Here is a 25,078-nt window from a genome sequence, read left to right as displayed (position 1 = left end):
GACTGTCACACGGCACTCAACTGGCGATCACTATACGAGGGTTAGTGATCCGAAAGGAGGAAACTTGTTCATCTTCTTGCTTGTTCCCTCAGGGAGGCCCGCCCCGTTCACAGACCCGCGCCGCCACGTCGCGCAGTTTGACGTTGTTGTCCTGTGAGTACCGGCGCAGGGTCGCGAAGGCCTGGTCCTCGGTGAGGCGGTGTCTGCCCATGAGGATGCCCATGGCCTCCCCGATGGTGTGCCGGGTGCCGATGGCCTCCTGCAGCTGGGCGTGCGTACGGGCGCTGGAGAAGGCGACCGCCGCGTGCGAGGCCAGCAGCCAGCCGGCCGTCTCGTCGGCCGCCGAGAAGGCGCCGGGCCTGTAGGAGTACAGGTCCAGGGCGCCGAGGTCCTCGTCCTCGGTGAACAGCAGGAACCCCATCATGCTGCCGAGGTTGAGCTTGCGCGCCTCGGGGACGTAGCGGGGCCAGCGCTCGGCCTCGTCGGTGAAGTCGGCGATCCGGAACTGCCGCTCCCCGGAGGACGAGCGGGCGGCGTCGAGACAGGGACCCTCCCCGAGGCGCCCCTGCAGGTCGTCGCTGTCGACGACGACCTGTTCGGTGGGGGCCAGCGACTGCACCTGACCGCCGCGCAGGACGAGGATGCCGGCGGCGTCGCAGTCCTCCACCAGTTCCGTGGCCGAGGCGGTGATCCTCTCCAGGGTGTCGTTCAGCGATTCCTGGGCCAGCAGATCGCGCGCCAACGAGGCCATCTGCTCGGCGAACCCGCGCCAGTCGTTCATGCCGGTTCCTCCCTCGCTCCCTGGCGGAGTGCCCCGCACGCGGCAGTCCCAACGGGAACAGGCCGGCACGATCACCTTGTTTCAAGGTACATCTAACTGCATCATGTGCTTATGGACAGCGCGTCGCAGGTCCCGGGCCCGGAGCCGGACGACCTGATCATCGCCGTGGAGCAGATGCTCAGGTACGTACGGCAGAGCGCCGGCGCCGGGGGTCTGAGCACCGCCGCCTCCTCGACGCTGGCCAGGCTGAGCCGCGAGGGCCCGCAGCGGCTGACCGAGCTGGCCCGGGCCGAGGGCGTCTCCCAGCCGAACATGACCCAGCTCGTCACGCGCCTGGAACGCGCGGGGCTGGTCGGGCGCACCGCCGACGCGAGCGACGGCCGCGGCGTGGTCGTGACGGTCACGTCCACCGGCCTGGAGGTCCTGGCCCGGCGGCGCGCGGAGCGTTCCCGGGCCCTGCGCCGGCTCATGGAGGACATGACCGGGCCGGAGCGGCAGGCCACCCGCACCGCACTGCTCGCCCTGGCCCGGGTCATCCGCAACCGTCAGGACACCTCGGAGGAAGACCGCGCATGAGTGCACCCCGTGGAAAGGCCGCCAGCCCCTTCCGGCAGCCCAAGGCCGTCTGGGCCGTCGCCTTCGCCTGTGTCATCTCGTTCATGGGCATCGGCCTGGTCGACCCGATCCTTCCGGCGCTGGCGGAGAGCCTCGACGCCACCCCCAGCCAGGTCTCCCTGCTGTTCAGCAGCTACCTGATCGTCACCGCCGTCGCCATGCTCTTCGTCGGCTGGGTCTCCAGCCGTATCGGCGCCAAGCGCACCCTGGTCACCGGCCTCGCCGTCATCGTCGTCTTCGCCGCCCTGGCCGGCGCCACCGGCTCCATCAACGGCATCGTCGGCTTCCGGGCCGGCTGGGGACTGGGCAACGCCCTGTTCATCGCCACCTCGCTCGCGGTCATCGTGGCCTCCGCCAGCGGCGGCTTCAGCGGCGCGATCATCCTCTACGAGACGGCGCTGGGTCTCGGCATCGCCGTCGGACCGCTGCTCGGCGGCGAACTGGGCGGCATCAGCTGGCGCGGCCCCTTCTTCGGCGTCGCGGCCCTGATGGCCGTGGCCCTGATCGCCACCGTCGCCTTCGTCCCCGACCTGCCCAAGCCGAAACGGGTCACCTCACCGCTCGCCCCGCTGAGGGCGCTGCGCCACCGCGGCCTGCTCACCATGGGCATCATGGCGCTGCTGTACAACTGGGGCTTCTTCACCATGCTCGGCTACGCGCCGTACCCGATGGAGCTGGAGGCCCACGAACTCGGCCTGGTCTTCACCGGCTGGGGCCTGCTGGTCGCCGCCTTCAGCGTCTTCTTCGCCCCCCGCCTGCAGGCCCGCTACGGCACCGCGCCCGTCCTCTACGCCAACCTGCTCGGCCTCGGGATCGTCATGGCCGTCATAGCCGCCGGGGTCACCGAGCCCACGACGGTGATCGTCGCGGTCATCGTCAGCGGCGCCTTCATCGGCATCAACAACACCCTCACCACCCAGGCCGTCATGCTCGTCTCGCCGGTGGAACGCCCCGTGGCCTCCTCCGCGTACGGCTTCCTGCGCTTCATCGGCGGCGGCCTGGCCCCCTACGTCGCCGGAAAGCTCGCCGACGCCACCGACCTGAGCGTGCCCTTCTACCTCGGCGCCGCCACCTTCCTCCTCGCCATCCCCGTCCTGGCCAGCGGCCACCGGCTGCTGAGCCGGGCCGAGACGGACACCGGCGGGGAAGAGACCATGGCCCCGACCCTGACCCCGGTCGGTGCTCCGGCCGAGGCCGGCGTACCGCCCGTGGTGGTGGCCGTCGGCGCCCGCTCCGAGGCGGCCGCCGTCGTGGACGCCGCCGCACGGCTGGCCCGCGACACCGCGAGCCCGCTCGAGATCGTCCACGTACGGCAGACCGCGGTCGTCGAGGAACAGGCCACCGAGACCGAGACCGAGACCGAGGCGACGGCTGCCGTCACCGCGCACCTCGACCGGCTCGGCCCTCTCGGCGTCGCCGCCACCGGTCAGATCCTCACGGGCGTCGGCGACCACGCCGCCGCGGGCCGCGCCCTGGCCCGGCACGCCACCGAGGTGGGGGCCCGCACGATCGCGGTCGGCCGCTCCTCGCGCGGCCCGCTGGCCCAGTTCGCCGACGGCAGCTTCACCAGCGCCCTCACCCACGCCGCCACCTGCACCGTCGTCCTCGTCGACCCCGACGAGGAGCCCCGGCCCCTGACGGCGCGCTCCCTCACCCAACTGCGGGCCGAGGCGCGGTGAGTGCCGCCCGCCGCTGATCAGGCCCCGCCGAGGGACCGCCGCAGCCGGTCGGCGGCCTCCGGCGGCTGGACGCGCAGACCCGGGCGCCGACGGTGCACGGTCAGGTAAGTGACCCCGTCGGGCCCGGCGAGCACGGCCCGCGTCGAGCCGTGCGGCAGCCACGTCAGGACTCCCCTGCGCAGGGGGTGCTCGCCGTCGGCGCAGTCCAGGCGGGCCGCACCGTCGAGGACGAGGAGCAGGACGTCCAGGTCCGGCTCGGTGTGGGTGCCCACCCGACCGCCGGCGGGGAGGTGGACGACGTTGGCGTCGAGCTGTCGTCCGGGCTCCGCCAGCCTCCACAGGGCGCCGGAGGGCGCGTCGTCGTCCGGAGCCACGAGCCGCGCCGTGTCGCACAGCACGCGGGGGAGGGGAGCGCTTCCTCCCGGGTCGCGGGAGCCGCTGTCTTCCACTGCCATCGGTGCCGCCGTTCCGTGTGCCCAGCCGTGCAGATGCGCCGCCCCCGTCGAGCGGCTCGCCCCCGGTGCCGAGGGTCCGGTGACGCACCGCACAGGGCCCGCATCCCGGGGGAAGGCGAATCTAGCGCAGGCGTCCACCGGCCGCGCCGACCTGAGTGGCCTGGAACCGCCCGGGGGGCCTCACGGCCTGTCTGTGCGGCCCGGGGCCCTTCATGCGTGCCACCTAGCGGCGACCTGCTGTGCCGCGGAGTGCCCGAGTACATCCACTACGACGTCTTCGCCCCCGGCCTCCGGCCCGGATGCCAGTGGAGCGGCGGAACGGCGGACGGTGCCGGCCGCCGGCCCGGAACTCCCGCAGGGGCGTTAGGCCGCCGCGGTGAACGCGGTGCTGATCGCGGTGTCGACGCGGGCGTGCACCACCAGGTGCGGACCCGAGGTGTCGGCGTTGGCCTCCAGCAGCCGCCGGACCGGCGCGCTGTGGGTGACGACGGACATCAGGACGTCGAGCCGCGCGCACCACTGATGGGCCCGGAGGACCGCGCTGACCGCGGCGTGGCCGGTGGCCCGCTCGGTCAGGACGATGACGACGGGGGCCGGCCGGTGGGCGTCGACCAGGTTGGTGATGTATGTGGTCAGCGTGGCCCGCCCGTCGATTCCCGGGTCCTGGTCCACCGTGATGACCAGGACCCCATGCTCCAGGGTGTGGGACAGCATCGCGGCCTCCGATCCGTCGCCTCGTGGCGAAGTTCTGTTCAGTGAAGGTGCCCCGGCACGGGTCCGCAACGCGCCCCGCGACCGACCGACTGGCCGACCGGCCGGGCGGCCGGCCGAGGGGCCACCGGCGGTGAGTACGATCGTCCGGGTCCGCCACCGACCCTCGCCGACCGCCGCTGGGAGCCTCCGAGCCGTGCCCGCCCTCCTGCCTCCGCCGCGCACCGGGCCCGCCCGCCTGCTGGACCTCGAGCACCTGATCCGGGTGGAGGACGGACAACGGCTGCACGCCCTGCTGTGGCGTCCCGGACCGGGCTGGCGGATGGCCAGCAGCGCCGTGCTGGGCGGCGGGCTCGCCGAGCGCGCCTGGGTGCTCAACGCCCAGGTCGCCCACGGCTACCGGCGCACGGACCCGGACCGGCACCTGGCCGGCCTGGCCCGCGCCGCCGGGGCCCGCGGCCCGGGCGTGGGTCTGATGACGGCCGCCGACGTGTCCGCCCACGGCCGTGCGGGGGACGGCGGCGTGGAGGCCGTGGTGACCGCCGGGATCTCGGTACGCGGGTGGGCCGCCGTGCCCGAGGAGGGCGCCACGGGCGCCGCGCCTCCCGGAACGATCAACATCGTCGCCGCGCTGCCCGTGGCGCTGAGCGACGCCGCCCTGGTCAACGCGGTGATGACGGCGACCGAGGCCAAGGTCCAGGCCCTGCTCGACGCCGGCCTGGACTGCTCCGGCACCCCCACGGACGCGGTGTGCGTCGCCGCCCGGACCCCGCGTGAGGGCGCCGAGGCGCACGCCTTCGCGGGCCCTCGCTCCGCGTGGGGCGCCCGGCTGGCCCGGGCCGTCCACCGGGCCGTGGGCGCGTCGCTGCCCGCCCTCTCGTGACGACCGGGAGCGGCTACAGCGAAGTCCTGCGCCGGACCGCCGCCACCCGCAGGGTCAGCGCCACGGCGAGCAGCACCCAGGCGACGGCGCAGTACACCCATGCCGTCGCCCCGCGGGCGAGGTCGACGGCACTCCACACGGCCCACAGCGCGAGCAGCACGCACAGTGCCGTCCACGCGGTGTCGGTGAGGCGTACGCGCAACTGCGCGCGCTGTCTCGTGCCCGGCTCCAGATCACCGAGACCGCCGTCGACGGTGGTCTTCCGCTCGTCCACGTCCCACTCCTTCAGGATTGCCGCTGCCAAGTGAACTGCGGGTACCCGGCGGGAGGTTGCGCAAGCGGCGCGGGAGGGACGCACACATGCGTGCGGGCGGCCCGGCCGGGCCGCCCGCACGGTTGTCCGCCGGCGTCAGCGCTGGGCGGACTTCTCCAGCGCCTTGTCGAGCGCCGCCTGGAAGCCGTTGGCCCACAGCTGGTTGACCCGGCTGCGCTCGGTGGAGTTCGGGTAGGGGTTGGTGCAGGACGTGCCGGGGCCGCCGCCCGACATCAGCTCGCTGCACGGCCCGGTGTAGTGGTCGGGCAGACCCAGCACGTGCCCGGTCTCGTGGGCGGTCACCCGGGTCGAGTCGTACTGCTGGTTCTGCCGGTAGTCGAGCAGGATGTAGCCTCTGCCGTGCCCGTCGGTGGAGGCGTACGAGCCGCGCGAGTCGTTGCCCTCGTAGTACGCGAAGTCCGCGCCGGAACTCGACTCCGCGAGCCGCACGTTGGACACCGAGCTGTTCCAGATCTGGGCGGAGCGGGATATCTGCGTACGGAAGCTCGGCGCGTTGGCGGCGCTGTAGTAGACGGTGACGGCGGCGGCGGCCGACGCCGACGGGTTCGCGGCGCGCTTCTTGGCGACCGACTTGACGACCGCCTCGAAGAACGCGCGGTTGGCGGCCGCGTCCTCGCCGGATCCGGCCGAGGGCAGGTAGCCGGACTGGGCGGCCCGGACCGGCTCCTGGGGCGCCGCGGCCGTGGTGGCGGGGCCGGCGCCGAGCACGGCGGCGGTCAGACCGAGGCCGGCCGCGGCGGACAGCAGGGGGAGGGTGATACGCATCGATGACTCCTTGAAGTGGGGGAGTGGGGAGAAGTCGTCACCGGTGAGTGTGGGGCGCCCATGAGCCCGCTGTGATGATGGCAACAGGTGATAGGGCGGGCCTATCGCCCACCCGAACCGGCCAGTCGTTGCAGCTTTGACCAGAGTGCAGAACTCGCCCTGTTCCGCCGCCTTTTGTTCACCTGGCGCAACCAACTGTTCCGCCTTACGCTCCCTGCATGGAGCTCGAGGTGAGGCACCTACGTGCGCTGTGCGCCATCGCCGACGCCGGCAGCCTGCACCGTGCCGCACGTCAACTGGGCGTCGCCCAGCCCACGTTGAGCACCCAGCTGGTCCGCATCGAACAGGCCCTGGGCGGCCCTCTGTTCGTGCGGGAGCGCACCGGCTGCCACCCCACCCCGCTCGGCCGGACCGTGCTAGGCCGGGCCCGCCCGCTGCTGGCCGACATGAGCGTGCTGGTCCGCGAGGCCCGCGCCGCCGCGGCCGGCGGTGACAGCAGGCTGCGGGTCGGCTCCACGGCCAGCCGGGCCCTGGCCGGCTGGCTGCGCCGGCTCAGACGGCCGGGCCTGGAACCCACCCTGCAGATGGACGTCTCCGCCAACGCGCTGCTGCGCCGGGTCGCCGACGGCCAGCTCGACGTCGCCTTCGTGCACGAGGTCGAGGGCAGTGCCCTGCACATCCCCGAGGGCCTGCGGCTGCGGGTCCTGGTCGAGCGCGAACCGCAGTTCGTCATGCTGCCCGCCGACCACCCCGCGGCCGTCCGCCCCGTGGTCCGGCTCGCCGACCTGGCCGACGACCGGTGGATGGTGGACCCCACCGTCGACGGCGAGTGGGACGGCGTGCACCGCATGCTGCGCGCCGTCGGCCTCAACCCCCGGGTGCTGCACGGCGACTACCACACCGCCGCCTCCCTGGTCGCCACCGGCGAGGTCGTCACGGTCTGCCAGCCCAGCTCCCTGTCCCGCGCCGACATGGCCGTACGGCGCCTGCACGGCGACCCCCTCGGCGTACGTCTGCTGCTGGCCGCCCGCACCCGGGCCGAGCTGGACGCCGTCTTCCCGGCCCTGGAGGACGCGTACTGGGAGGTCGCCCGCCAGTCCCCCGCCTACCGGGAGTGGCTGGAAGGGGGAGGGGTCCGCACGCTGCCACGCTGTCCGGCGACGGCGACGGGAGTCGGCCGGGTGGAGTTCGTGCGAGCCCGCTGAAGACCCCGCGCGCCGGCCCGTCGGTCAGCCCCGGGCTCGGAGGCGCCAGGCACCGGCCAATGGAGTGATTGTCGTACCGGATCGGTGTGTCTGCGCGACGGATCGGTTACGGACAGCATCATGAGCTCTGCACGACGACTTTCCCCGTTGCGTTCGCTTGCCGTGGTGGGTGCCCTGGGCACCTCGGTGCTGCTGCTCACGGCCTGCACGAACGCCGATACCACCCGTTCCAGCGTCGCGGAGGCGGCTCAGACCGAGTCCCCCTCCCCGACCGCCACCGGTACCAAGTCCCCGTCCCCCACCGGCTCTCCCTCGGCGAACGAGGACCAGAGCCAGCGCAAGGAACTCGTCTCGGCGACGAAGGTCACCTGGGACAAGGCTGCCGACACCGCCGTCAAGGAGGTCCCCGAGGGCAAGCTCGTGGACCTCGAACTCAAGCGCACGAAGTCCGACGCCACCGCGTCGCCGACGGGCTCGCCGACCGGCTCGCCGGACATGAGCACGCCGAACCCGGCCCCCAGTGCGGGCGCCCCGGAGTGGGAGGCCAAGGTCGCGCAGACCGACGGCACCCTGCACCGCATCGACATCGACGCGGTCAGCGGCAAGGTCTTCCGCACCATGGTCGACCCGGACCAGGACGCCGACGACAAGACCCAGGTCTCCGACTGGCTGGACAAGGCCAAGCAGACCCCGGCGCAGGCGGTCAAGGCGGCCACTGCCAAGGCCAAGGGCACCGTCACCCACGTCGAGCTCGGCGACAACGACGACCAGCAGGTCGTCTGGAACGTCGACGTGGTCGACAAGGGCAACTGGAACAAGGCCTCCATCGTCGTGGACGCGGCCAACGGCAAGGTGCTGAGCCAGGACGTCGACACCGACTGAGGCGCAGCCCCGGACACCGACGGGAGCAGCGGGCCGCCGCGGCCCACTGCTCCCGTCGTTCGTGCCGTCAGGGCGTCACCCGGCCGGTGCGGCCGGTGCGGCGGGCGCGGCCGTCGCCGCGGCCTCGGCCGGCTCCCTCCCGGCGCCGCGGGGCAGTGTCAGTACGGCGAGGAAGCCGAGGACCGCCACCGCGGCGAAGAAGTAGAAGCCCCACGGGTGACCGACCCCGGAGGCGACCAGCGCGCCGGTGATCGACGGCCCGACGATCGAGCCGATCCGGCCGATCCCGGACGCCGAGCCCAGCGCCGTGCCGCGCACGGACGCCGGGTAGAAGTGCGTCACGTAGGCGTAGACGAGCACCATGGCCGAGAAGACGAAGACGCCGGTGAAGAAGACCACGACGTTGAGCAGCAGGTCGCTCTCCATCCTGATGCTCAGGCACGCCAGCATGGCCACCGACACCGCGAACCAGACCATCGTGGTGCCCTTGATGCCCCGCCGGTCGGCGACGAACCCGCCGAGGACCAGGCCGACGACGCCGCCGATGTTGAGCACCAGGAGCTGGGTCACGGCCGTCGGCACGGGGTAGCCGGCGTCGTTCATCAGCTTCGGCAGCCAGGTGTTCAGGCCGTAGACCAGCAGCAGCCCCATGAAGGAGGCGACCCAGACGCCGAGGCCGGCCCGCAGGTACGCCGGCCTCAGCAGCTCGGTGAACGGCACCCGTTGGGCCCCGTCCCGCTTCGCCCGCACGAAGGCCTCCGACTCCGGCAGCTTGAACCACTGGACGACGGCGATCACCAGGCCGACGACGCCGAGCAGGTAGAAGAGGATCTCCCAGTCGTCGGTCACCTGCAGCGCCAGCAGCGAGGTGATCACCGCACCGGTGTGGTAGCCGGTCATCGTCAGGGTGCTGGCCCGCGCCCGGCGGCTGGCCGGCATGTGCTCGGCCATCATCGTCAGCGAGACCGGCATGCAGGCGCCCAGGCCCAGACCGGCGAGGAGGCGCAGCGCGGCGAACATCGCGACGGAGTTCGCCAGCGGCACCACGACGGTCAGGACCGAGAACAGCACGACCGAGCCGATGAGCAGGCGGCGCCGGCCCAGCCGGTCGGCCAGCGGGCCGACGCAGACCGCGCCGATGGCGACGCCCACCAGCGAGAGCGTCGCGATGGTGGTCGCGTCGCCCGCGGTCATGCCGAGATGACGGGTCTTGAGCAGGGTGGGGATGATGGCGCCGAGGACGACGAGGTCGTAGCCCTCGAGCAGGACGGTGATCCAGCACAGGATCACCGTCCACGTGCCACTGACGGCGGGGCCGGTCTGCGCGGGCGCGCCGGACGTGGTGGAAGCCATGATGACTCTCCCCCCGGGGACGGGTGTGAGTGAGCGGAGCCGGGACGGCCGGGACGGCCGGAAGGGGCCGGTGCGACGGAGCGGTACGACGGACCGGAGGAATCAGAACGGGTAGTCGGCGATGTCCGGGCGGACCGTGAGCCACTGGGTCTCGGTGAACGCCTCGACGTTGGCCGCGGCCCCGCCGAACCGGGAACCGGTGCCGGACGCCTTGACCCCGCCGAAGGGCGCGTTGGGCTCGTCGCTGACGGTCTGCTCGTTGATGTGGACCTTGCCGGAGTCGATCCGGTCGGCGAGCTTCATCGCCGTTCCGACGTCACCGAGGATGCCGACCGACAGTCCGTACTCGCAGTCGTTGACGATCCGCGCGGCCTCCTCCGTCGTGGCGAAGGAGATGACGGGAGCCACGGGGCCGAAGATCTCCTCCCGCCAGGCCGGCATGTCCGTCGTCAGACCGGTCAGGACCGTCGCGCGGTAACCCGCGCCGTCGATCTCGCCGCCCGCGGCGACCTTCGCGCCCGCCGCGACGCTCTCGGTGACGATGCCGTGCACCCGCTCCAGCTGCCGCCGGTCGATGATCGGCCCCAGTGCCACGTCCTCCCGGGCCGGGTCGCCGACCGGCAGCGCCTCCGCCTTCGCGGCGAGCGCGGCGGTGTACTCCTCCACGAGCGACTCGTGGACGATGTGCCGGCCGGTCGTCATGCAGATCTGCCCCTGGTGCAGGTACGAGCCGAACGCGCCCGCCGAGGCGGCCTTCGCCACGTCCGCGCCCGGCAGCACGACCAGCGCGTTGTTGCCGCCCAGCTCCAGGTGGGCCCGCTTCAGCAGCCGCCCCGCCTGCTCGCCGATCGCCCGCCCGACCGGCGTGGAACCGGTGAACGAGATCACCCGGACCTCGGGCGCCTCGACGAGCGCCCGGCCGACCGCGCCGTCGCCCGGCAGCAGGTGCAGGACGCCGTCCGGGAGCCCGGCCTCCTCGAAGATCCGGGCGATGACCACACCGCCGCTCACGGCGGTGCGCGGGTCCGGCTTGAGCAGCACGGCGTTGCCGAGTGCCAGCGCGGGGGCCACGGAACGCAGAGCGAGGATGAGCGGGAAGTTGAAGGGCGCGATCACGCTGACGACACCGGCGGGACGGCGCCGGGCGAGCGACCAGCGGGCGTCCTCCGAGGTGAGCACGTCGCCCTGGGGGTGGGTGGGCAGCCCGGCGCACTCGAAGCACTCGCCGATCGCCAGCCCCGCCTCGAAACCCGCCTTGGACCGCACCGAACCGGCCTCGCGCACCAGCCAGTCCTCGATCTCGGCGGCGTGCTCGGTGAACAGCTCGCCCGCGCGGCGCAGCACGGCGGCGCGCCGCTGCGGCGAGGTGGCCGCCCACGCGCGCTGGGCCTCGGCGGCCCGGGTGGCGGCGCGGTTCACGTCCCCGGCCGTGGCCAGGCCCACCGTGCCGAGCCGCTCGCCGGTGGCGGGCTCGGTCACCGGCTGCCCGGCGGGGGAGTCCCGCCAGCCGTCGCTGGAGAACTTCCCGCCCCAGACGGCGCTGTCCAGGAGTGTCATCGTCTTCCCTCTCGTCGTGGTCTTCGGGCGGATGCGAGTCGTTCAGGAGGGCGTGGTGAGTGCCGTGTCCACCTGGATCAACCGGGGTCCCTCCGGCCGCTCGGCGAGCGCGGCGCGCAACTGGGCGGCTCCGCCGACGTGGTGGGCGCGGACCCCGTACCCCTCCGCGATGCGGGTGAAGTCGAGGCCCGGGATGTCGAGGCCCGGCGCGTCCGGCACACCGAGCAGGCCGCCGAACCAGCGCAGCGCCCCGTAGGTGCCGTTGCGCAGCAGGACGACGGTCAGCGGGACCCGGTGCTGCGCGGCCGTCCACAGCGCGGTGATGCCGTAGTTGGCCGAGCCGTCCCCGATCACGCCGACCACCGGGCGGTCGGGCTGTGCCATCGCGACACCGACCGCGCCGGGCAGGCCGAAACCGAGCCCGCCTGCCGCCGGGAAGTAGTAGGAGCCCTGGCGGCGCAGATCCATCTGGCGCCACCAGGCTGCGTTGGTCGACGTCGACTCGACGACGTACGCGGTGTCCTCGGGCTGTTCGTCGCGCAGCGCGGCGAAGACCTCCTCCGGGTGCAGTCCCGGCCCCTCCGCGGTGAGCGGCTCCGGCACGGGTCGCGGCGGAGCCGCGGGAGGCCCGCCCGCGCCGAGCGACTCCAGGAGTACGTCGATGACCGCGCCCGGGTCGGCGACCAGCGCCTCGCCCATCGGGGCCCGCGCGGCGGCGGAGGCGTCCTCGGTCACCTGGATCAGGCGGGTGCCCTCGGGCAGGTACCGGCCGGGGAGGTGCTCGTGGTAGCGGAAGACCGGCGCGCCCAGCACCAGCACCAGGTCGTGTCCCTCGAAGGCCTCGCAGACCGGCGCGATCCCGGCGGGCAGCACGCCCCGGAACTGCGGGTGCCGGTTGGGGAACGGCAGCCGGAACTGCGAGGGCGCCGCCCACACCGGGCCGCCCAGCCGCTCGGCCAGCCGCACGGCGTCGTCGAAGCGGTCGGCGGAGTCGATGTCACCGCCCAGCACGAGCGCGGGGCGCCTGGCCGAGGCGACCCGCTTCACGAGCCACCGGCGCTGCTCCTCACCGGGCACCGAGGCCCGCAGGACCCGCCGGTCGAGCACGGCCAGGGCGTTGTCGTCGGCCTCGGCCGACCAGTCGTCGTAGGGCACGGACAGGTACGTCGGCCGGCGCTGGAGCCGCGCCTCGAAGACGGCCTGGGCCAGCGCGCGCGGCACGTCCCCGGCGCACGCCGGTTCCGCCGCCCAGCCGACCAGCGGCTTCATCAGGGCCGGGGCGTCGACGCTGGCCAGGTTGGCCTCGGGGCCGATGGCGGGACGCACCTGCTGCCCGGCCACCACCACGAGCGGGGTGCGGGAGGCCACGGCGTTCGTCAGCGCACCCATCGCGTTGCCCGAACCGGAGGCCGCGTGCAGGTTGACCAGCACCGGCCGGCCGGTCGCCTGGGCGTACCCGTCGGCCATGCCGACGACGGCGCCCTCGTGCAGACCGAGCACGTAACGGAAGCCGTCGGGCAGGCCGGCCAGGAAGGGCAGCTCGTTGGAGCCCGGGTTGCCGAAGACGGTGGTGAGCCCCTGGCGCTCCAGGAAGTCGTGGGAGAGGCGGCGCACGGATGGCACGAACGCTCCTTTCGAAGTGACGCGGCACACGCTAGGCACCCCACGACATGCGCACCAATAGATGTTTCGCCACCCCGATATAGAGTCCATCGATATGGGCACCTTCGATCTCAACCTGGCCCGCGTCTTCGTGCTGCTCTACGAGACCGGCAGCGTCACGGCCACCGCCGAGACGCTCCACGTCACGCAGCCCACCGTCAGCTACAGCCTGGGCAAGCTGCGGAGGCACTTCGACGACGAGCTGTTCCGCCGCAACGGACGCGGGCTGACCCCCACCGCCGGCGCGCGGCGGCTGTACCTGCCGCTCCAGCGCGCGCTGGCGGAGATCGACGGGACGGTCCGTCAGGGCGACCTCTTCGACGCCGGCACCATGTCGGGCCGTTTCACCATCGCCCTGTCGGACCTCGGCGAGGCGACGCTGCTGCCCAGGCTCCTGGCCGCGGCGCGCGAGCGGGCGCCGGGGGTGTCGTTCACCGTCCGGCCCTTCGACGTGGAGGACGCCGAGGGCCAGTTGCGCCGCGGCGACCTCGACGTGTTCGTGGCCACCCCGGTGATCACCTCGCACCTGACCGTGCGCATCCCCCTCTTCCGTGAGCGCTACGTCCTCATGGTCGCCGCGGACCATCCGCGCGTGCGGGGCGACGCGGTCACGGCGGAGGACCTCGCGGCGGAGCACCACGCGACGGTGTTCGGCCCGAGCGGACACGTCACGCCCAGGGCGCTGCTGGGCGCACACGGTCTGCTGGAGCGGGTGGCCGTGGACGCCACCCGCTTCTCGATGCTGCCCTACCTGCTGGAGCAGACCGACCTGGTGGCCATCGTCCCCGAGTACGTCGGCGAGGTCTTCACGGCCTCCCACCGGGTGCGGCTGGTGCGGCTGCCGTTCGAGACCGAACCCATCGAGATCGCCCTGTACGCCCGGCACGAGTCCTCACGCAGCCCGGCGCAGCGCTGGCTCGTGCAGTTTATGGCCGAGGTGCTGGGCGAGCAGGTGAGCCCCGCCCAACTGCCGCCGACCGCGGCGGTGACGTGAGCGCCGGCGCCGTCCGGACGCACCTTGCGGCGCGTCAGACCCCGTGCCACGCCGGCCCGTTGACGCCCGCACCCGTCGTCGCCGCAACCGGGCGCGGGGACCGTGTTTGCCGACGCGGTGAGGGGCAAAGCGGTCTCCATGAGCGATCCGAACAAGGACACGAACAAGAAGCCGACCGGTACGCGGACCGCCGAGTCCAAGGCACGCGGCGCCGCCCAGAAGGCGACCGCGCCCGCCTCACGCGCGGGACAGGCCGCCGCAGACAAGGCCGGTGACGCCGCGTCGGCAGCCAAGGCCGGCGCCCAGCGCTCCGCCGACGTCGCGAACGGCGCCGTCCAGTCGGCGGCCAAGGGCGTCGCGGCGGGCCGCCAGGCAGTCGTCACCGCCTCGGGTCAGGTCGCGGCCACGGCGAAGACGGCGTGGACGGTCATCGCCCACCGCAAGCTCGTCGCCGCCGGCGTGGGCGCCGGCCTCACCGCCGTGAGCGCCGCGTCGTACGCGGTGGGCCGCCGCGCCGGACGTCAGGCGCACGGGCCCCTCACCCGCCTCACCGGCGGCCGGATCTGACACCGGCCGGAACGCACCGCGCCACTGCGACTGCCGCTGCCCGACAGGGGAAGATGGGACCCGCGAGGAAGTCCCGACCGATGCGGAGGAGTGGGCGCATGCAGCACGACCGAGCCGGACAGCCGGCCGGCCCCGAGGACCTGATCGACGTCGCCCGGCTGGTGACGGCCTACTACGCGCTGCACCCGGACCCGGCGGAGCCGGGGCAGCGCGTGGCCTTCGGAACCTCCGGGCACCGGGGCTCGTCCCTGATGGCGGCGTTCAACGAGGACCACATCGCCGCCACCAGCCAAGCCATCTGCGAGTACCGCGCCGCACAGGGCACCGACGGCCCCCTCTTCCTGGGCGCCGACACCCACGCCCTGTCCGAGCCCGCCAGGGTCACCGCGCTGGAGGTGTTCGCCGCCAACGACGTGACCGTCCTCGTCGACACCGCGGACGGCTACACACCCACCCCGGCGGTCTCCCACGCGATCCTCACCCACAACCGGGGACGCACCTCGGGCCTCGCCGACGGCGTGGTCGTCACCCCCTCGCACAACCCGCCCGCCGACGGCGGCTTCAAGTACAACCCGCCGAACGGCGGGCCCGCGGGCTCGGACGCCACCTCCTGGATCCAGGACCGGGCCAACGAGATCATCACGGCGGGCCTGAAGGACGTACGCCGCCTCCCCTACGCGCGGGCACTCGCCGCGCCGGGGACCGGCCGCTACGACTTCCTCGACGCCTACGTCCGCGACCTGCCCGGCGTCCTGGACCTGGACGCGATCCGCTCGGCGGGCGTGCGTATCGGCGCGGACCCGCTGGGCGGCGCCTCCGTCGCGTACTGGGGCCGGATCGCCGAACAGCACCGCCTCGACCTGACGGTGGTCAATCCGCTCGCCGACCCGACCTGGCGGTTCATGACGCTGGACTGGGACGGCAAGATCCGCATGGACTGCTCGTCCCCGCACGCGATGGCCTCCCTCATCGAGCAGCGCGACCGCTTCACCATCGCCACCGGCAACGACGCCGACGCCGACCGGCACGGCATCGTCACCCCCGACGGCGGCCTGATGAACCCCAACCACTACCTCGCCACGGCCATCGCCTACCTCTACGCCCACCGCACCGACTGGCCGGCCGGCACCGGTGTCGGCAAGACGCTGGTCTCCTCCGGGATGATCGACCGGGTCGCCGCCGACCTCGGCCGCCCGCTGGTCGAGGTGCCCGTGGGCTTCAAGTGGTTCGTCGACGGGCTGGTCGACGGCTCCCTCGGTTTCGGCGGCGAGGAGTCCGCCGGGGCGTCCTTCCTGCGCCGGGACGGCTCCGTGTGGACCACCGACAAGGACGGCATCATCCTCGCCCTGCTCGCCTCCGAGATCACCGCCGTCACCGGCAGGACCCCCTCCGAGCACTACGCCGCGCTCACCGCCCGCTTCGGGGAACCCGCCTACGCCCGCATCGACGCCCCCGCCACCCGCGAGGAGAAGGCCCGCCTGGCCAAGCTGTCCCCGGCCCAGGTCACCGCCGACACCCTGGCCGGTGAGCCGGTCACCGCCGTGCTCACCGAGGCACCCGGCAACGGAGCGCCCATCGGCGGCATCAAGGTGACCACCGAGAACGCCTGGTTCGCGGCCCGCCCCTCCGGCACCGAGGACGTCTACAAGATCTACGGCGAGTCGTTCCGCGGCGCGGACCACCTCCGTCAGGTGCAGGAGGAGGCCAAGGCCGTCGTCCTCGGCGCTCTCGGCGGCTGACGCCGTACCGCCGGGACCCGCACGTCGCCCCCGGGCCGGTCAGCCGAGGCCGGCCCGGGGGAGCGACACGGTCAGGTCCCGGATCTCGTAGCCGTCGATGGCCTCCTGGAAGGCGACCCGCGGCTCCCCGCTCATGCGGACCCCGTCGAGTGCGAACAGGCGGCTGAGGAACACGTCCGTCTCCAGCAGGGCGATGTGTGCCCCGGGGCACCGGTGCGGCCCGTCGCCGAAGGAGAGTCCCGCACCGACCGCCGCGGCGCGCTCCGGCCGGACGAGCAGCGGATCGTCGCCCACGCCCTTCGGGTCGGTGTTCGCGTCGTCCAGGAGGATCTCGACGTACTCACCGGGGCGCACCGTCAACGGTCCTCCGGGGCAGCGAAGTCGCACCGGCTCCGTGGTCCGCCTGCGCAACCGCCCGATGACGGGCTCCAGCCGCAGCAGCTCCTGGAGGACGGCGAGGCGCCCGGTCTCGTCCGCCGACCGGTAGCGCGCACGCAGTCCGGCGTCCGTGAACAGGTGCCAGGCGGCCAGGCACACGAACTCGCGGGTGGTGACCATGCCGGCCGCGGCGAACGTCAGGCACTCACCGAGGATCTCGACGTCCGAGCAGCCCTCGGCGAGCAGGTGCGAGATCAGGTCGTCGTGCTCACGGCGGCGGTGCGCCCGGATGGCGGGACGCACGTCCGCCAGGTGGATGCGGAGCCAGTTGGTGTTCTGCCGCACCAGCCAGTACAGACCATGGACACCGGTCAGCCCCGGCTCCCCGAACTCCTCCGGGAAGAACCGCTCCAGCCTGCGGCGGATGCCGGGCCTGCCGTACCGCAGCCCGACGACCTCGCTCACCACCCCGATCGCCAGACCGAAGGCGAGATCGGAGAGCGCGGCCCCGCCCGTCGCACGCAGGACGGCCAGTTGCTCCTCGGCGATCCGGACCATCGGCTCGCGGTAGTGCTCGTCCACCCGGCGCGGCGTGAAGTAGCGGGCGGTCTGCCTGCGGTGCTCCCGGTGCTCGGGTCCGTCCCGGTAGAGCACGGGCCGGCGGACGCGCGAGGGGAGCTTCTCCACCGTCTCGATGCCCAGGCCGGCCTGCACCGTGCCCGGGCCGCGCAGCAGCGCCCTCGCGACGGCGAAATCGCGCACCTGCCAGGTCCCGTCCGCCGCCCGGCCGACCGGGCACGCCGGCCCGCCGCGCCCCCGGCCGGCCTTCCGCGCGGAGACCCGTCCGTCCTGCCCCACGTGGCCACCCCCTGCTCCGGCCGCGCGGCCCCGCAGGCCACCCGGCTCGACGACGTGGTCACCAGGATCGGCCACCCCGCCCGTCGCCGGCCAGCCCGGAAACCGCCGAACCGGGCCCGCCCGGAAATGGCGTGCGGCCTTCCCGGCCGCCGTGCGAGGCTCCGCCGGTGGACCGTCAACAGATCTCCCGAATCGCCCATGCCGACCACCCGATCGCAGCCCCCCTCGACGACGACTCGGTACGCCGCCTCCTGGACCGTGCGGTCCCCGGCGACGGCGCCCGTGTCCTCGACCTGGGCTGCGGCGGCGGGGAGTGGCTGCTGCGCGCTCTCGCCGCGCATCCGCGCCTGACGGCCGAGGGCGTCGACCTCTCCGACAGCGCCCTCGACCACGCCCGTGCGGCAGCCGTCCGCCTGGGGGTCGCGGACCGGCTCACCCTGCACCGTCAGGACGCCGCCCGCTTCACCGCCCCGCACCGCTTCGACCTCGTCCTGTGCGTCGGCTCCACGCACGCCTTCGGCGGCCTGCCCGCCACCCTCGCCGCCGTCCGCGAGCACCTGGCGCCCGGGGGGCGTGTCCTGGTCGGCGACGGATTCTGGGAACGCGATCCGTCCCCCGAGGCCGTCGAGATGCTCGGTGACCTGGCCGACCTGCCGACGACCCTCGGCCAGGTCACCGCCGGCGGCTGGACTCCCGTCGGCGGCCACATCAGCACCCGCCGGGAACTCGACGCGTACGAGTGGTCCTGGACCGGGACACTGGCCGGCTGGGCCCTGGACCGTCCCTCCGATCCCGGCCGCGCGCAGGCGCTCCGGGCGGCCGGTGCCCACCGCGACGAATGGCTGGGGACCTACCGGGACTCCTTCGGCTTCCTCTGTCTGGTACTGCGCCCGACGGACTCCTGACGCCGCCGGCGCGGGCCCGGGCCGGCGGGTGATGTTTGCCGTTATCGGGGGTAGACGGGCTGGCGTAAACGGTCAAGGCTCAGGAAGAGGGCGGATCGGATGGACGAGGCTGCCCACACGGGGGAGCGGGTGAGCGACGAGCCGGTCAAGGTGTCGGAGGAGTACGAGGGCATCCCCGGTGACATCGCCCGGGGCCGGGAGCTGGCCCGGCGGTTCCTGACACGGGTCCGGTCGGTGCGGGGCGCGCGGGTGTCCGACCGTGTGGTGGAAGTGGTGCAACTGGTGGTCAGCGAGCTGCTGACGAACGCCTGCAAGTACGCGCCCGGTCCCTCGGTGATCGATCTCGAGCTGGCCGGGGACCGGGTGCAGGTCACCGTCTGGGACAGCGAGCCGGTGCTGCCCGTGCCCGAGGCCACGGACCCGGCCCGGATAGGCCGGCACGGGCTGGAGATCGTCATGGCGGTCTGCCAGAGCTTCGAGGTGCAAAGAGAGCCGGTCGGCAAGCGCATGCGGGCCGCGGTGATGCTGGACGACGACCTGAACGGCACGACCGCCCTGACCCACCCGGCCTGACCTGCCGCGGTGCCGCCACCGTCGCCCGGGGGCGACGACCACCGGCGGCCTCCGTTCCCGCCCCGTCCGCCGACGAGCGGCCGCCGTCCCGCTTCCGGAGCCGCGCCGGCACCGCGTCCGGTCGGTCCGGCCGCGGCATCGTGACAGGGATGCCGGCTCTGGCCGCCCGGCCGTGCCCTGCCGCCGGCCGACCGGCGGCAGCGCCCGCGCGAATCGCGGAACCGGCGGCGCGCCGACCGCCCGGCGCCCACCGTGCCGGTGACCCTTCGGGAGCGGCCGCCGTCGCTCCGACGAGCGGCCAGCCTCCCGCGCCCGGCGGCCCTGGGCGACCCGGCGCGCGTCCGGTCCGTCCGGCCGCCGCACCGCGCCGTCACGACCCGCGGGGAGGGCGTCGGCGCTCTGGGCCGCCCGGCGTCCGTGCCCCGCAACCGCCCCGCGTCCGTGCCCCGGCGCCGGCCGGCGGCAGGGCCCGCGCCCCGGCGGCAACGGCGGTGCGGCTGCCGTACGACGTCACCGGGCCGCCTACCGCCCGGCGCCACCCGGCCGGTGGTCACCGGCCCGGAGCCGGTACACGACGGACCGGCGCAGAGGGCCCTCGGGAATCCCCGGATCGTCGAAGTCCTCGGACGGGTCGCGGGTCATCCCGAGGCGGTCCATCACCGCACGTGAGCGCAGATTCCCGGCCGCGGTCACCGCGAGCACCTCCGGCAGCTCCAGGGACTCGAAGGCGTACGCGATCACCGCCCGTCCGGCCTCGGTCGCACAGCCCCGCCCCCACGCCGCACGGGCCAGCCGCCAGCCCGCCTCCACACCGGTGAACGGCATGCCGTCCTCCACGGGATCGAGCCCGGCGAACCCGATGAACTCTCCGGTGGCGGCGACCTCCACCGCCCACCAGCCCCAGCCCCGCCGGTCGAGGTCCGCCTGGAACCGGGCCACGGACGCCTCGCTCTGCGCCCGCGTCAGCACGCCGGGGAAGTACGCGCGGACCACCGGGTCGGCGTTCATCGCCGCCCATGGGTCCAGGTCGGACGCCCGCCAGTCGCGGAGCACGAGTCGATCGGTTCGAAGTTCGGGCATCCCGTGAAGGTAGGGGTGACGGACCGGTCGAGGCGACCCGTTTTCGCGCCCCGCCCTCCTCCCTCCGGCCGAGCGGAGCGATTCATCCCCGCCCGCCCGGGGAACCTGGCGGGATGGACGGCATCGGAAGGCTGTGAGGGTCGTGACATCACGCTGGGCGGGCCACCGGGACGGCGGGGAAGCAGGGCACGACGGGGCCGGCGACGCACCTCTTCCCGCGGACCCCGGATTCCCCCGCGCCGTCCTGAGCGCCCTCGGCGCCGGCGTCCTCACCCTCGGCCCCACCGCCCGGATCACCTCGGCGAACCCGTGGGCCGAGCAGCTGCTGGGCCGGCCGGAACGGGAGATGCTCGGACACGACGCGCACGACCTGCTGCACCGCCACGCCGACGGCAGCCCCGTGCCACGCGAACGGTGCGCGCTGCGCAACCCCCTGCACGGAGTACCCGCCGAGGAGGGGAGCGACGAGTACTTCCAGCGGGCCGACGGCACCACGGTCCCCATCATCTGGGCGACCACCCCCCTGGTCCGCGACGGGCGGCAGGAAGGGCTGGTGCTCGTCTTCCACGACTTCAGCCTGCACCGCAGCGCCGCCGAGGAGACCGAGGCACGGACCGGCGCCCTGGAGGCCCTGACCGCCCAGCTGCACCTGGTCGCCGAGATCTCCACCGTGCTCGTCCCCACCGAGCGCGTCTCCACCACGCTGCGCCGTCTCGTACGGCTGCTGGTGCCGGAACTGGGCCAGTGGGCGGCCGTCGACGTGTACCAGGGCCAGTCGGACGCACTCGAACGGGTGGCCGTGCGCAGCAGCACCCACCCCGAGCCGGCCCGGCGGCTGCGCGGGCCCATGACCTCGCTGCCGGACCAGGCCCGCGCCGCGCTCACCCTGCTCATCAAGGGCGACCGGCCCGTCCCGCTGCGGGCCGAGGAGCTGTGCCGGGACCCGGAACACCCGCTCGCCGCCACCCACCGGGCCCTGTTCGAACGGCTCGGCGGCCACGCGGCCGTCGCCGTTCCCCTGCGCACCCGGCAGCGCTCCTACGGCGTCCTGACCGTGGCGAGCGCCGAAGGACGCCCCGCGCACACCGAGGCCGAGGTCGCCCTGCTGTCCGACATCGGCCGGCGCGTCGGCCTGGTGCTGGACAACGCCCGGCTCTACCACGAGCAGCAGAACGTCGCCGAGACCATGCAGCGCCAGCTCCTCACCCCCCTGCCGCAGGTCGACCACCTCCGGATGGCCGCCCGCTACTGGCCCGCCGAGAGCGCCATGGAGGTCGGCGGCGACTGGTACGACGCCTTCCTCCTCGGCGACGGCGTCATGGCTCTGGTCATCGGCGACGTCGTCGGCCACGACCTGCAGGCCGCAGCCCACATGGCCGAGGTCCGCAACATGCTGCGCGCACTCGCCTGGGACCACCAGGAACCCCCCAGCGTGATCATGCGCCGGCTGGACGAAGCCGTGACCAACACCAGCGACGCCCCCATGGCCACCCTGGTCTTCGCCCGCGTCGAAGGCGCCGAGGGCGGCCCCTGGCGGCTGCACTGGGTGAACGCGGGTCACCCGCCGCCCCTGCTGATCACCCCGGACGGCGCAACACGCTTCCTGGAGGGCGGCCACGGCCCGCTCATCGGCATGAGCGCCACCCTGCGCCTCGGCCTGAGCTGGCCCGACGCGCGCGAGGACCTCCCGCCGGACGGCATCCTCCTGCTCTACACCGACGGTCTGGTGGAGAGCCGCGACCGCCCGATCGACGCGGGCATGGACCAGCTGCGTCACCACGCCGGCGTACTGGCCCGCCGGCTGGACAGGTGGAGCGTCGACGACTTCTGTGACGAGCTGCTCGCGCGCATCGCGCCCCGGGGGGACGACGTGGCCCTGCTCGCCCTGCGCCTGCCCGGCGCCGGTGTCGGAGGCCCCGCGGACACGGCGCCGCCTCCGCCGCCCCAGTCCGGGCACAGCGAGGCCACCCCCGACCGTGCCGCCCCCGGCTCCCGCCGCCAGGAGCCCGAGGTGAAGGACCCGACCCGGGTGGACCCCGAGCCGTAGCGTGACCGGCGGACCGGCGGACCGGCGGGCGGGTGACGGGTCGGCGGGCGGGTGACGGCTGCCGGACGGTTCCGGCCCCGCCCTCGACGCGCCCAACTCTGTTGCGGAAAAGGTGCGTTCAGCGCGGCGATGCGGCGCGGCCCGGCACCCGGACGGACGGGGTGTTCACCCGGCTGAGCGCTTTGAGTGGTGGGAGACGGGCTGCTGGCTGACGGTGATTCACGTCGGGGCCGGGTTCTCTCAGCTGACGAAGCACCAGCTGCCCGGTCGTGACGGAAGGAATCTCAGATGCGTTCTGCTCGCATGCTTCTGACCACGGCGGCGGCCTCGGCCGTCATCGTCCTCGGTGCCCCCGGCGCCTTCGCCGCGGTCGGTGGCGACTGGGACCACGACGACTCTTCCTACAGCAAGGAGCACGACAACGGAAGCAAGCACGACGAGCCGCGCGGTGGGATGCACACCGGCGGCGGCGCGCTGGCCGCGGTGAGCGAGGGCGGCTGGGACCACGAGGACTCCTCGTCCTCGTCGTCGTCCTCCTCCTCCGACTCCGGCAAGGAGCACGACAAGGGAAGCAAGCACGAGGACCCGCGCGGCGGCATGCACACCGGCGGCGGTGCGCTGGCCGCGGTGAACGAGGGCGACTGGGACGGCGGCGGCCGTGAGTCCAAGGAAGGCGGCTCGCAGACCTACCGCCAGGACGAGGGCGAGGGCTCCCGCGGCGGCGGCGAGCACGAGAAGCCGCACGGCGGTATGCACACCGGCGGCGGCGGGCTGGCCACGCCGACCACGACCGCGGGCGGGCTGGCCGTCCTGGCCGTCGCCGCGACCGGCCTGTACGCCGTCCGACGCAAGAAGTCGGCCGACGGAGTGGCGTAAGCCGTGCCGGGCGCGATAGCAGCCGGGCCGCCACCCAGGAATCGCGGGGCGGCCCGGCTCGCCCGCGCCCACCTGTCCGTCCTGCCGCCGTGCCCCAGTGAGGTCGTCCCAGATGCCAGTTCCCCCCTCCGCCCCCACCCCCGTACCCCCCGACGACGAGACGACGACCGGTCAGGGGTCCCGCTCCGGCCTCATGGTGCTGTGCGCGGTGGCCCTGCTGATCCTGGCGGTGAGCCTGGTCGGCGGCAACGACACGTCGGCCGACTCCTCCCGGCCCCCGCTGCCCGCACAGCCCGGGACGTCCGCCCCGGCCGGCCCGCGCGCGACCGCCGCCGCGTCCGGCGCCGCCGACCCCGCCCTGCCCCGGTCGAGGCCCGTGCGCCTGCTGATCCCCGACATCTCCGTCGACGCCCCCTTCACCGACCTCGCCATCGGCGCCAAGGGACAGCTCCAGCCGCCGCCGGCCGGCAACACCAACCTCGTCGGCTGGTACGCCAAGGGAGTTTCCCCCGGCGAGAGGGGCACCTCGATCATCGCCGGCCACGTGGACACGAAGACGTCCGCCGCCGTCTTCGCCCGCCTCGACCAGCTGGACGAGGGCGACGAGTTCCAGGTCGTGCGCGCCGACGGGCGCAAGGCGACCTTCGTGGTCGACAGCCTGGAGACCTTCGAGAAGGACGACTTCCCCAGCGACCGCGTGTACGGCGACGCCGACCGCCCCGAGGTACGGCTCATCACCTGCGCCGGCGACTACGACCACAAGGCCAAGGACTACACCGACAACCTGGTCGTCTTCGCACACCTCACCTGAGGCACCGCGCCCGGGGCCGCGCCCACCGGCCGCCCGCGGTACCGGTCACCCGCGCACCGCACACGAGTCGCGCGCCGTCGGAGCCGGCCACAGGATCGGGGCAAGCCGGCGTCGCATCACCGCGGCCGACGTTCCGTTCCGCCCCCGCGAAGGAGATGTGCGCCAGATGACCACCACGCCCACCCCTGCTTCCGAACCGCTGACGCGACAGCCGTCGCACCAGGTGTCCCAGTCCGTGTTCGACGGCTCCCGTCTGCGGGTCGTCCTGCTGGTCGACGTCTACGACGGAGCCCAGCAGCGGTTCCTCGAGACGTACGAGAACCTGCGCAGCCACGTCGAGTCCGTCCCCGGGCACATCGGCGAGCAGCTGTGCCAGTCCATCGAGAACCCGTCCCAGTGGCTGATCACCAGCGAGTGGGAGAGCGCGCCGCCGTTCCTGAACTGGGTGAGCAGCGAAGAGCACGTGCGGATGGTCAAGCCGCTGCACAGCTGTGTGCGCGACACCAGGTCGCTGCGGTTCCACGTGGTCCGCGAGACCGGACACCCGGAGGCCGCCGCCGAACCCGCCAGGGGCGGACTGCAGGCCGCCCCGCGCGTCGGCGACGGCGTCATCCGGCACGCGCTCACCTTCACGGTGAAGCCGGGCAGCGAGGAGGCGGTCGGCAAGATCCTCGCCGACTACGCCTCGCCCGAGCCGCGCGTCGACGACTCCACCCGGCTGTGCCGCACCTCCCTGTTCCTGCACGGCAACCGCGTGGTGCGGGCCATCGAGGTGCGCGGTGACCTGCTCGCCGCCCTGCGGCACGTGGCCGAACAGCCCGAGGTGCGCGCCGTCGAGGAGGCCATCAACCCGTACCTGGAACAGGACCGGGACCTCGGCGACCCGGAGTCCGCCCGGGTGTTCTACACGCGGGCGGCGCTGCCCGCCGTGCACCACGTGACCTCGGGGGAGGAGAGCGGCGCGGCGCAGCGGCACGCGCTGTCGTACCCGGCCCGGCCCGGCTGCGGCATGCGGCTCGCCCAGCTGCTCGCCGAGCACGACGAGGCGGCGGCGGACGATCCGCGCACCCCCGTCCTGTGCAGCACCATCTTCCAGCGCGACGACGTCGTGGTGCGGCTGGTCGACGTACGCGGCGACCTCCACGGCGGTGACCCGGCGGTGACCCTCGGCCTCACGGACCCCGGCCGGGTCTCGGAGCTGACGACCCTCCTGGACGGCTTCACGGACGCCGGTTCCCCGACGGGCGGCGGACTCGTCCGCGCTCTCGAGGGCGCCCGCATGGAACTGGTCACCGACCGGCGCGCGCCGGACGCCTGACGGCCCGTCCCCACGCCTCGGCCGCCGGACCGCGTGTGAGCGGGTCCGGC

The 25,078-nt window shown here is 73.8% G+C and carries 24 protein-coding genes; 14 read left to right on the top strand and 10 right to left on the bottom strand.

Features of this window, described 5'->3' with window-relative positions:
* Positions 1 to 88: 88 nt before the first annotated feature.
* Complete coding sequence (locus EV562_RS31670) at positions 89 to 781, bottom strand: GAF and ANTAR domain-containing protein (RefSeq protein WP_133890298.1); 693 nt, start codon at positions 779 to 781, stop codon at positions 89 to 91.
* A 111-nt stretch (positions 782 to 892) separates the two neighbouring features.
* Here EV562_RS31670 and EV562_RS31665 point away from each other — a divergent pair, with 111 nt between their 5' ends.
* Entirely contained in the window at positions 893 to 1,357 is a 465-nt protein-coding gene (locus EV562_RS31665) for a MarR family transcriptional regulator (RefSeq protein WP_208298466.1), read from the top strand.
* Positions 1,354 to 3,075, top strand: a complete 1,722-nt coding sequence (locus EV562_RS31660; protein ID WP_133890296.1) for an MFS transporter — start codon at positions 1,354 to 1,356, stop codon at positions 3,073 to 3,075. Before EV562_RS31665 ends, EV562_RS31660 begins: the two co-directional genes overlap by 4 nt.
* Positions 3,076 to 3,092: 17 nt before the next feature.
* Here EV562_RS31660 and EV562_RS31655 read toward each other — a convergent pair whose 3' ends face one another.
* Together EV562_RS31655 and EV562_RS31650 are read right to left on the bottom strand one after the other, a co-directional pair.
* Entirely contained in the window at positions 3,093 to 3,530 is a 438-nt protein-coding gene (locus tag EV562_RS31655; RefSeq protein WP_133890295.1) for a hypothetical protein, read from the bottom strand.
* Between the two features lie 363 nt (positions 3,531 to 3,893).
* Entirely contained in the window at positions 3,894 to 4,244 is a 351-nt protein-coding gene (locus EV562_RS31650) for a hypothetical protein (RefSeq protein WP_133890294.1), read from the bottom strand.
* 193 nt (positions 4,245 to 4,437) lie between these two features.
* On the opposite strand from EV562_RS31650, the gene EV562_RS31645 reads away from it, so the two are divergent.
* On the top strand, positions 4,438 to 5,124 hold the full coding sequence (locus tag EV562_RS31645; RefSeq protein ID WP_133890293.1) for an adenosylcobinamide amidohydrolase: 687 nt from the start codon (positions 4,438 to 4,440) through the stop codon (positions 5,122 to 5,124).
* Positions 5,125 to 5,137: 13 nt separating this feature from the next.
* On the opposite strand, the gene EV562_RS31640 is transcribed toward EV562_RS31645, so the two are convergent.
* Both EV562_RS31640 and snpA read right to left on the bottom strand, forming a co-directional pair.
* A complete protein-coding gene (locus EV562_RS31640) occupies positions 5,138 to 5,398 on the bottom strand; it encodes a hypothetical protein (RefSeq protein WP_133890292.1) in 261 nt (86 codons plus the stop codon).
* A 135-nt stretch (positions 5,399 to 5,533) separates the two neighbouring features.
* Entirely contained in the window at positions 5,534 to 6,223 is a 690-nt protein-coding gene (snpA, locus tag EV562_RS31635; protein WP_133890291.1) for a snapalysin, read from the bottom strand.
* A gap of 218 nt (positions 6,224 to 6,441) precedes the next feature.
* On the opposite strand from snpA, the gene EV562_RS31630 reads away from it, so the two are divergent.
* Together EV562_RS31630 and EV562_RS31625 are read left to right on the top strand one after the other, a co-directional pair.
* Positions 6,442 to 7,428: a LysR family transcriptional regulator gene (locus EV562_RS31630; RefSeq protein WP_133890290.1), complete on the top strand. Its 987-nt coding sequence runs from the start codon at positions 6,442 to 6,444 to the stop codon at positions 7,426 to 7,428.
* A 120-nt stretch (positions 7,429 to 7,548) separates the two neighbouring features.
* Positions 7,549 to 8,310 carry a PepSY domain-containing protein gene (locus tag EV562_RS31625; protein ID WP_133890289.1) on the top strand — a complete coding sequence of 254 codons (762 nt, stop codon included), beginning with the start codon at positions 7,549 to 7,551 and terminating at the stop codon, positions 8,308 to 8,310.
* 75 nt (positions 8,311 to 8,385) lie between these two features.
* On the opposite strand, the gene EV562_RS31620 is transcribed toward EV562_RS31625, so the two are convergent.
* From EV562_RS31620 to mdlC, 3 genes are all read right to left on the bottom strand, one after another.
* Positions 8,386 to 9,666 carry an aromatic acid/H+ symport family MFS transporter gene (locus EV562_RS31620; protein WP_133890288.1) on the bottom strand — a complete coding sequence of 427 codons (1,281 nt, stop codon included), beginning with the start codon at positions 9,664 to 9,666 and terminating at the stop codon, positions 8,386 to 8,388.
* Positions 9,667 to 9,765: 99 nt separating this feature from the next.
* Positions 9,766 to 11,220 (bottom strand): benzaldehyde dehydrogenase, encoded by a 1,455-nt coding sequence (locus EV562_RS31615; protein WP_133890287.1) that lies wholly within the window; start codon positions 11,218 to 11,220, stop codon positions 9,766 to 9,768.
* Positions 11,221 to 11,262: 42 nt separating this feature from the next.
* Positions 11,263 to 12,843 carry a benzoylformate decarboxylase gene (gene mdlC / locus EV562_RS31610; RefSeq protein ID WP_133890286.1) on the bottom strand — a complete coding sequence of 527 codons (1,581 nt, stop codon included), beginning with the start codon at positions 12,841 to 12,843 and terminating at the stop codon, positions 11,263 to 11,265.
* A gap of 94 nt (positions 12,844 to 12,937) precedes the next feature.
* Here mdlC and EV562_RS31605 point away from each other — a divergent pair, with 94 nt between their 5' ends.
* The 3 genes from EV562_RS31605 (at position 12,938) to pgm (ending at position 16,182) form a co-directional block, all read left to right on the top strand.
* Positions 12,938 to 13,876, top strand: coding sequence for a LysR family transcriptional regulator (locus EV562_RS31605; RefSeq protein ID WP_133890285.1), 939 nt, complete (start codon positions 12,938 to 12,940; stop codon positions 13,874 to 13,876).
* 138 nt (positions 13,877 to 14,014) lie between these two features.
* Complete coding sequence (locus tag EV562_RS31600) at positions 14,015 to 14,443, top strand: hypothetical protein (RefSeq protein ID WP_208298465.1); 429 nt, start codon at positions 14,015 to 14,017, stop codon at positions 14,441 to 14,443.
* A gap of 98 nt (positions 14,444 to 14,541) precedes the next feature.
* A complete protein-coding gene (gene pgm / locus EV562_RS31595; RefSeq protein WP_133890283.1) occupies positions 14,542 to 16,182 on the top strand; it encodes a phosphoglucomutase (alpha-D-glucose-1,6-bisphosphate-dependent) in 1,641 nt (546 codons plus the stop codon).
* Positions 16,183 to 16,221: 39 nt separating this feature from the next.
* On the opposite strand, the gene EV562_RS31590 is transcribed toward pgm, so the two are convergent.
* The gene (locus EV562_RS31590; protein WP_133890282.1) at positions 16,222 to 17,418 is read right to left on the bottom strand and encodes a cytochrome P450; all 1,197 of its coding nucleotides are present in this window, start codon (positions 17,416 to 17,418) and stop codon (positions 16,222 to 16,224) included.
* A 167-nt stretch (positions 17,419 to 17,585) separates the two neighbouring features.
* On the opposite strand from EV562_RS31590, the gene EV562_RS31585 reads away from it, so the two are divergent.
* Both EV562_RS31585 and EV562_RS31580 read left to right on the top strand, forming a co-directional pair.
* A complete protein-coding gene (locus EV562_RS31585; RefSeq protein WP_133890281.1) occupies positions 17,586 to 18,323 on the top strand; it encodes a class I SAM-dependent methyltransferase in 738 nt (245 codons plus the stop codon).
* A 99-nt stretch (positions 18,324 to 18,422) separates the two neighbouring features.
* On the top strand, positions 18,423 to 18,896 hold the full coding sequence (locus EV562_RS31580) for an ATP-binding protein (protein ID WP_133890280.1): 474 nt from the start codon (positions 18,423 to 18,425) through the stop codon (positions 18,894 to 18,896).
* Positions 18,897 to 19,418: 522 nt separating this feature from the next.
* On the opposite strand, the gene EV562_RS31575 is transcribed toward EV562_RS31580, so the two are convergent.
* The gene (locus tag EV562_RS31575; protein ID WP_133890279.1) at positions 19,419 to 19,976 is read right to left on the bottom strand and encodes a GNAT family N-acetyltransferase; all 558 of its coding nucleotides are present in this window, start codon (positions 19,974 to 19,976) and stop codon (positions 19,419 to 19,421) included.
* 142 nt (positions 19,977 to 20,118) lie between these two features.
* Between EV562_RS31575 and EV562_RS31570 the strand changes: the two genes are divergently transcribed.
* The 4 genes from EV562_RS31570 (at position 20,119) to EV562_RS31555 (ending at position 25,028) form a co-directional block, all read left to right on the top strand.
* Positions 20,119 to 22,023 (top strand): SpoIIE family protein phosphatase, encoded by a 1,905-nt coding sequence (locus EV562_RS31570; RefSeq protein WP_166662091.1) that lies wholly within the window; start codon positions 20,119 to 20,121, stop codon positions 22,021 to 22,023.
* A 288-nt stretch (positions 22,024 to 22,311) separates the two neighbouring features.
* Positions 22,312 to 22,899 carry a hypothetical protein gene (locus EV562_RS31565; RefSeq protein ID WP_133890277.1) on the top strand — a complete coding sequence of 196 codons (588 nt, stop codon included), beginning with the start codon at positions 22,312 to 22,314 and terminating at the stop codon, positions 22,897 to 22,899.
* Between the two features lie 112 nt (positions 22,900 to 23,011).
* Positions 23,012 to 23,710 (top strand): class F sortase, encoded by a 699-nt coding sequence (locus EV562_RS31560; protein ID WP_166662090.1) that lies wholly within the window; start codon positions 23,012 to 23,014, stop codon positions 23,708 to 23,710.
* A 166-nt stretch (positions 23,711 to 23,876) separates the two neighbouring features.
* Positions 23,877 to 25,028 (top strand): SchA/CurD-like domain-containing protein, encoded by a 1,152-nt coding sequence (locus EV562_RS31555; protein ID WP_133890276.1) that lies wholly within the window; start codon positions 23,877 to 23,879, stop codon positions 25,026 to 25,028.
* Positions 25,029 to 25,078 lie beyond the last annotated feature (50 nt).

Origin of the sequence: Streptomyces sp. BK208 (assembly GCF_004364245.1) — a bacterium.
Taxonomy (GTDB): Bacteria; Actinomycetota; Actinomycetes; order Streptomycetales; family Streptomycetaceae; genus Streptomyces.
This window is presented reverse-complemented; position numbering and strand designations above follow the sequence as displayed.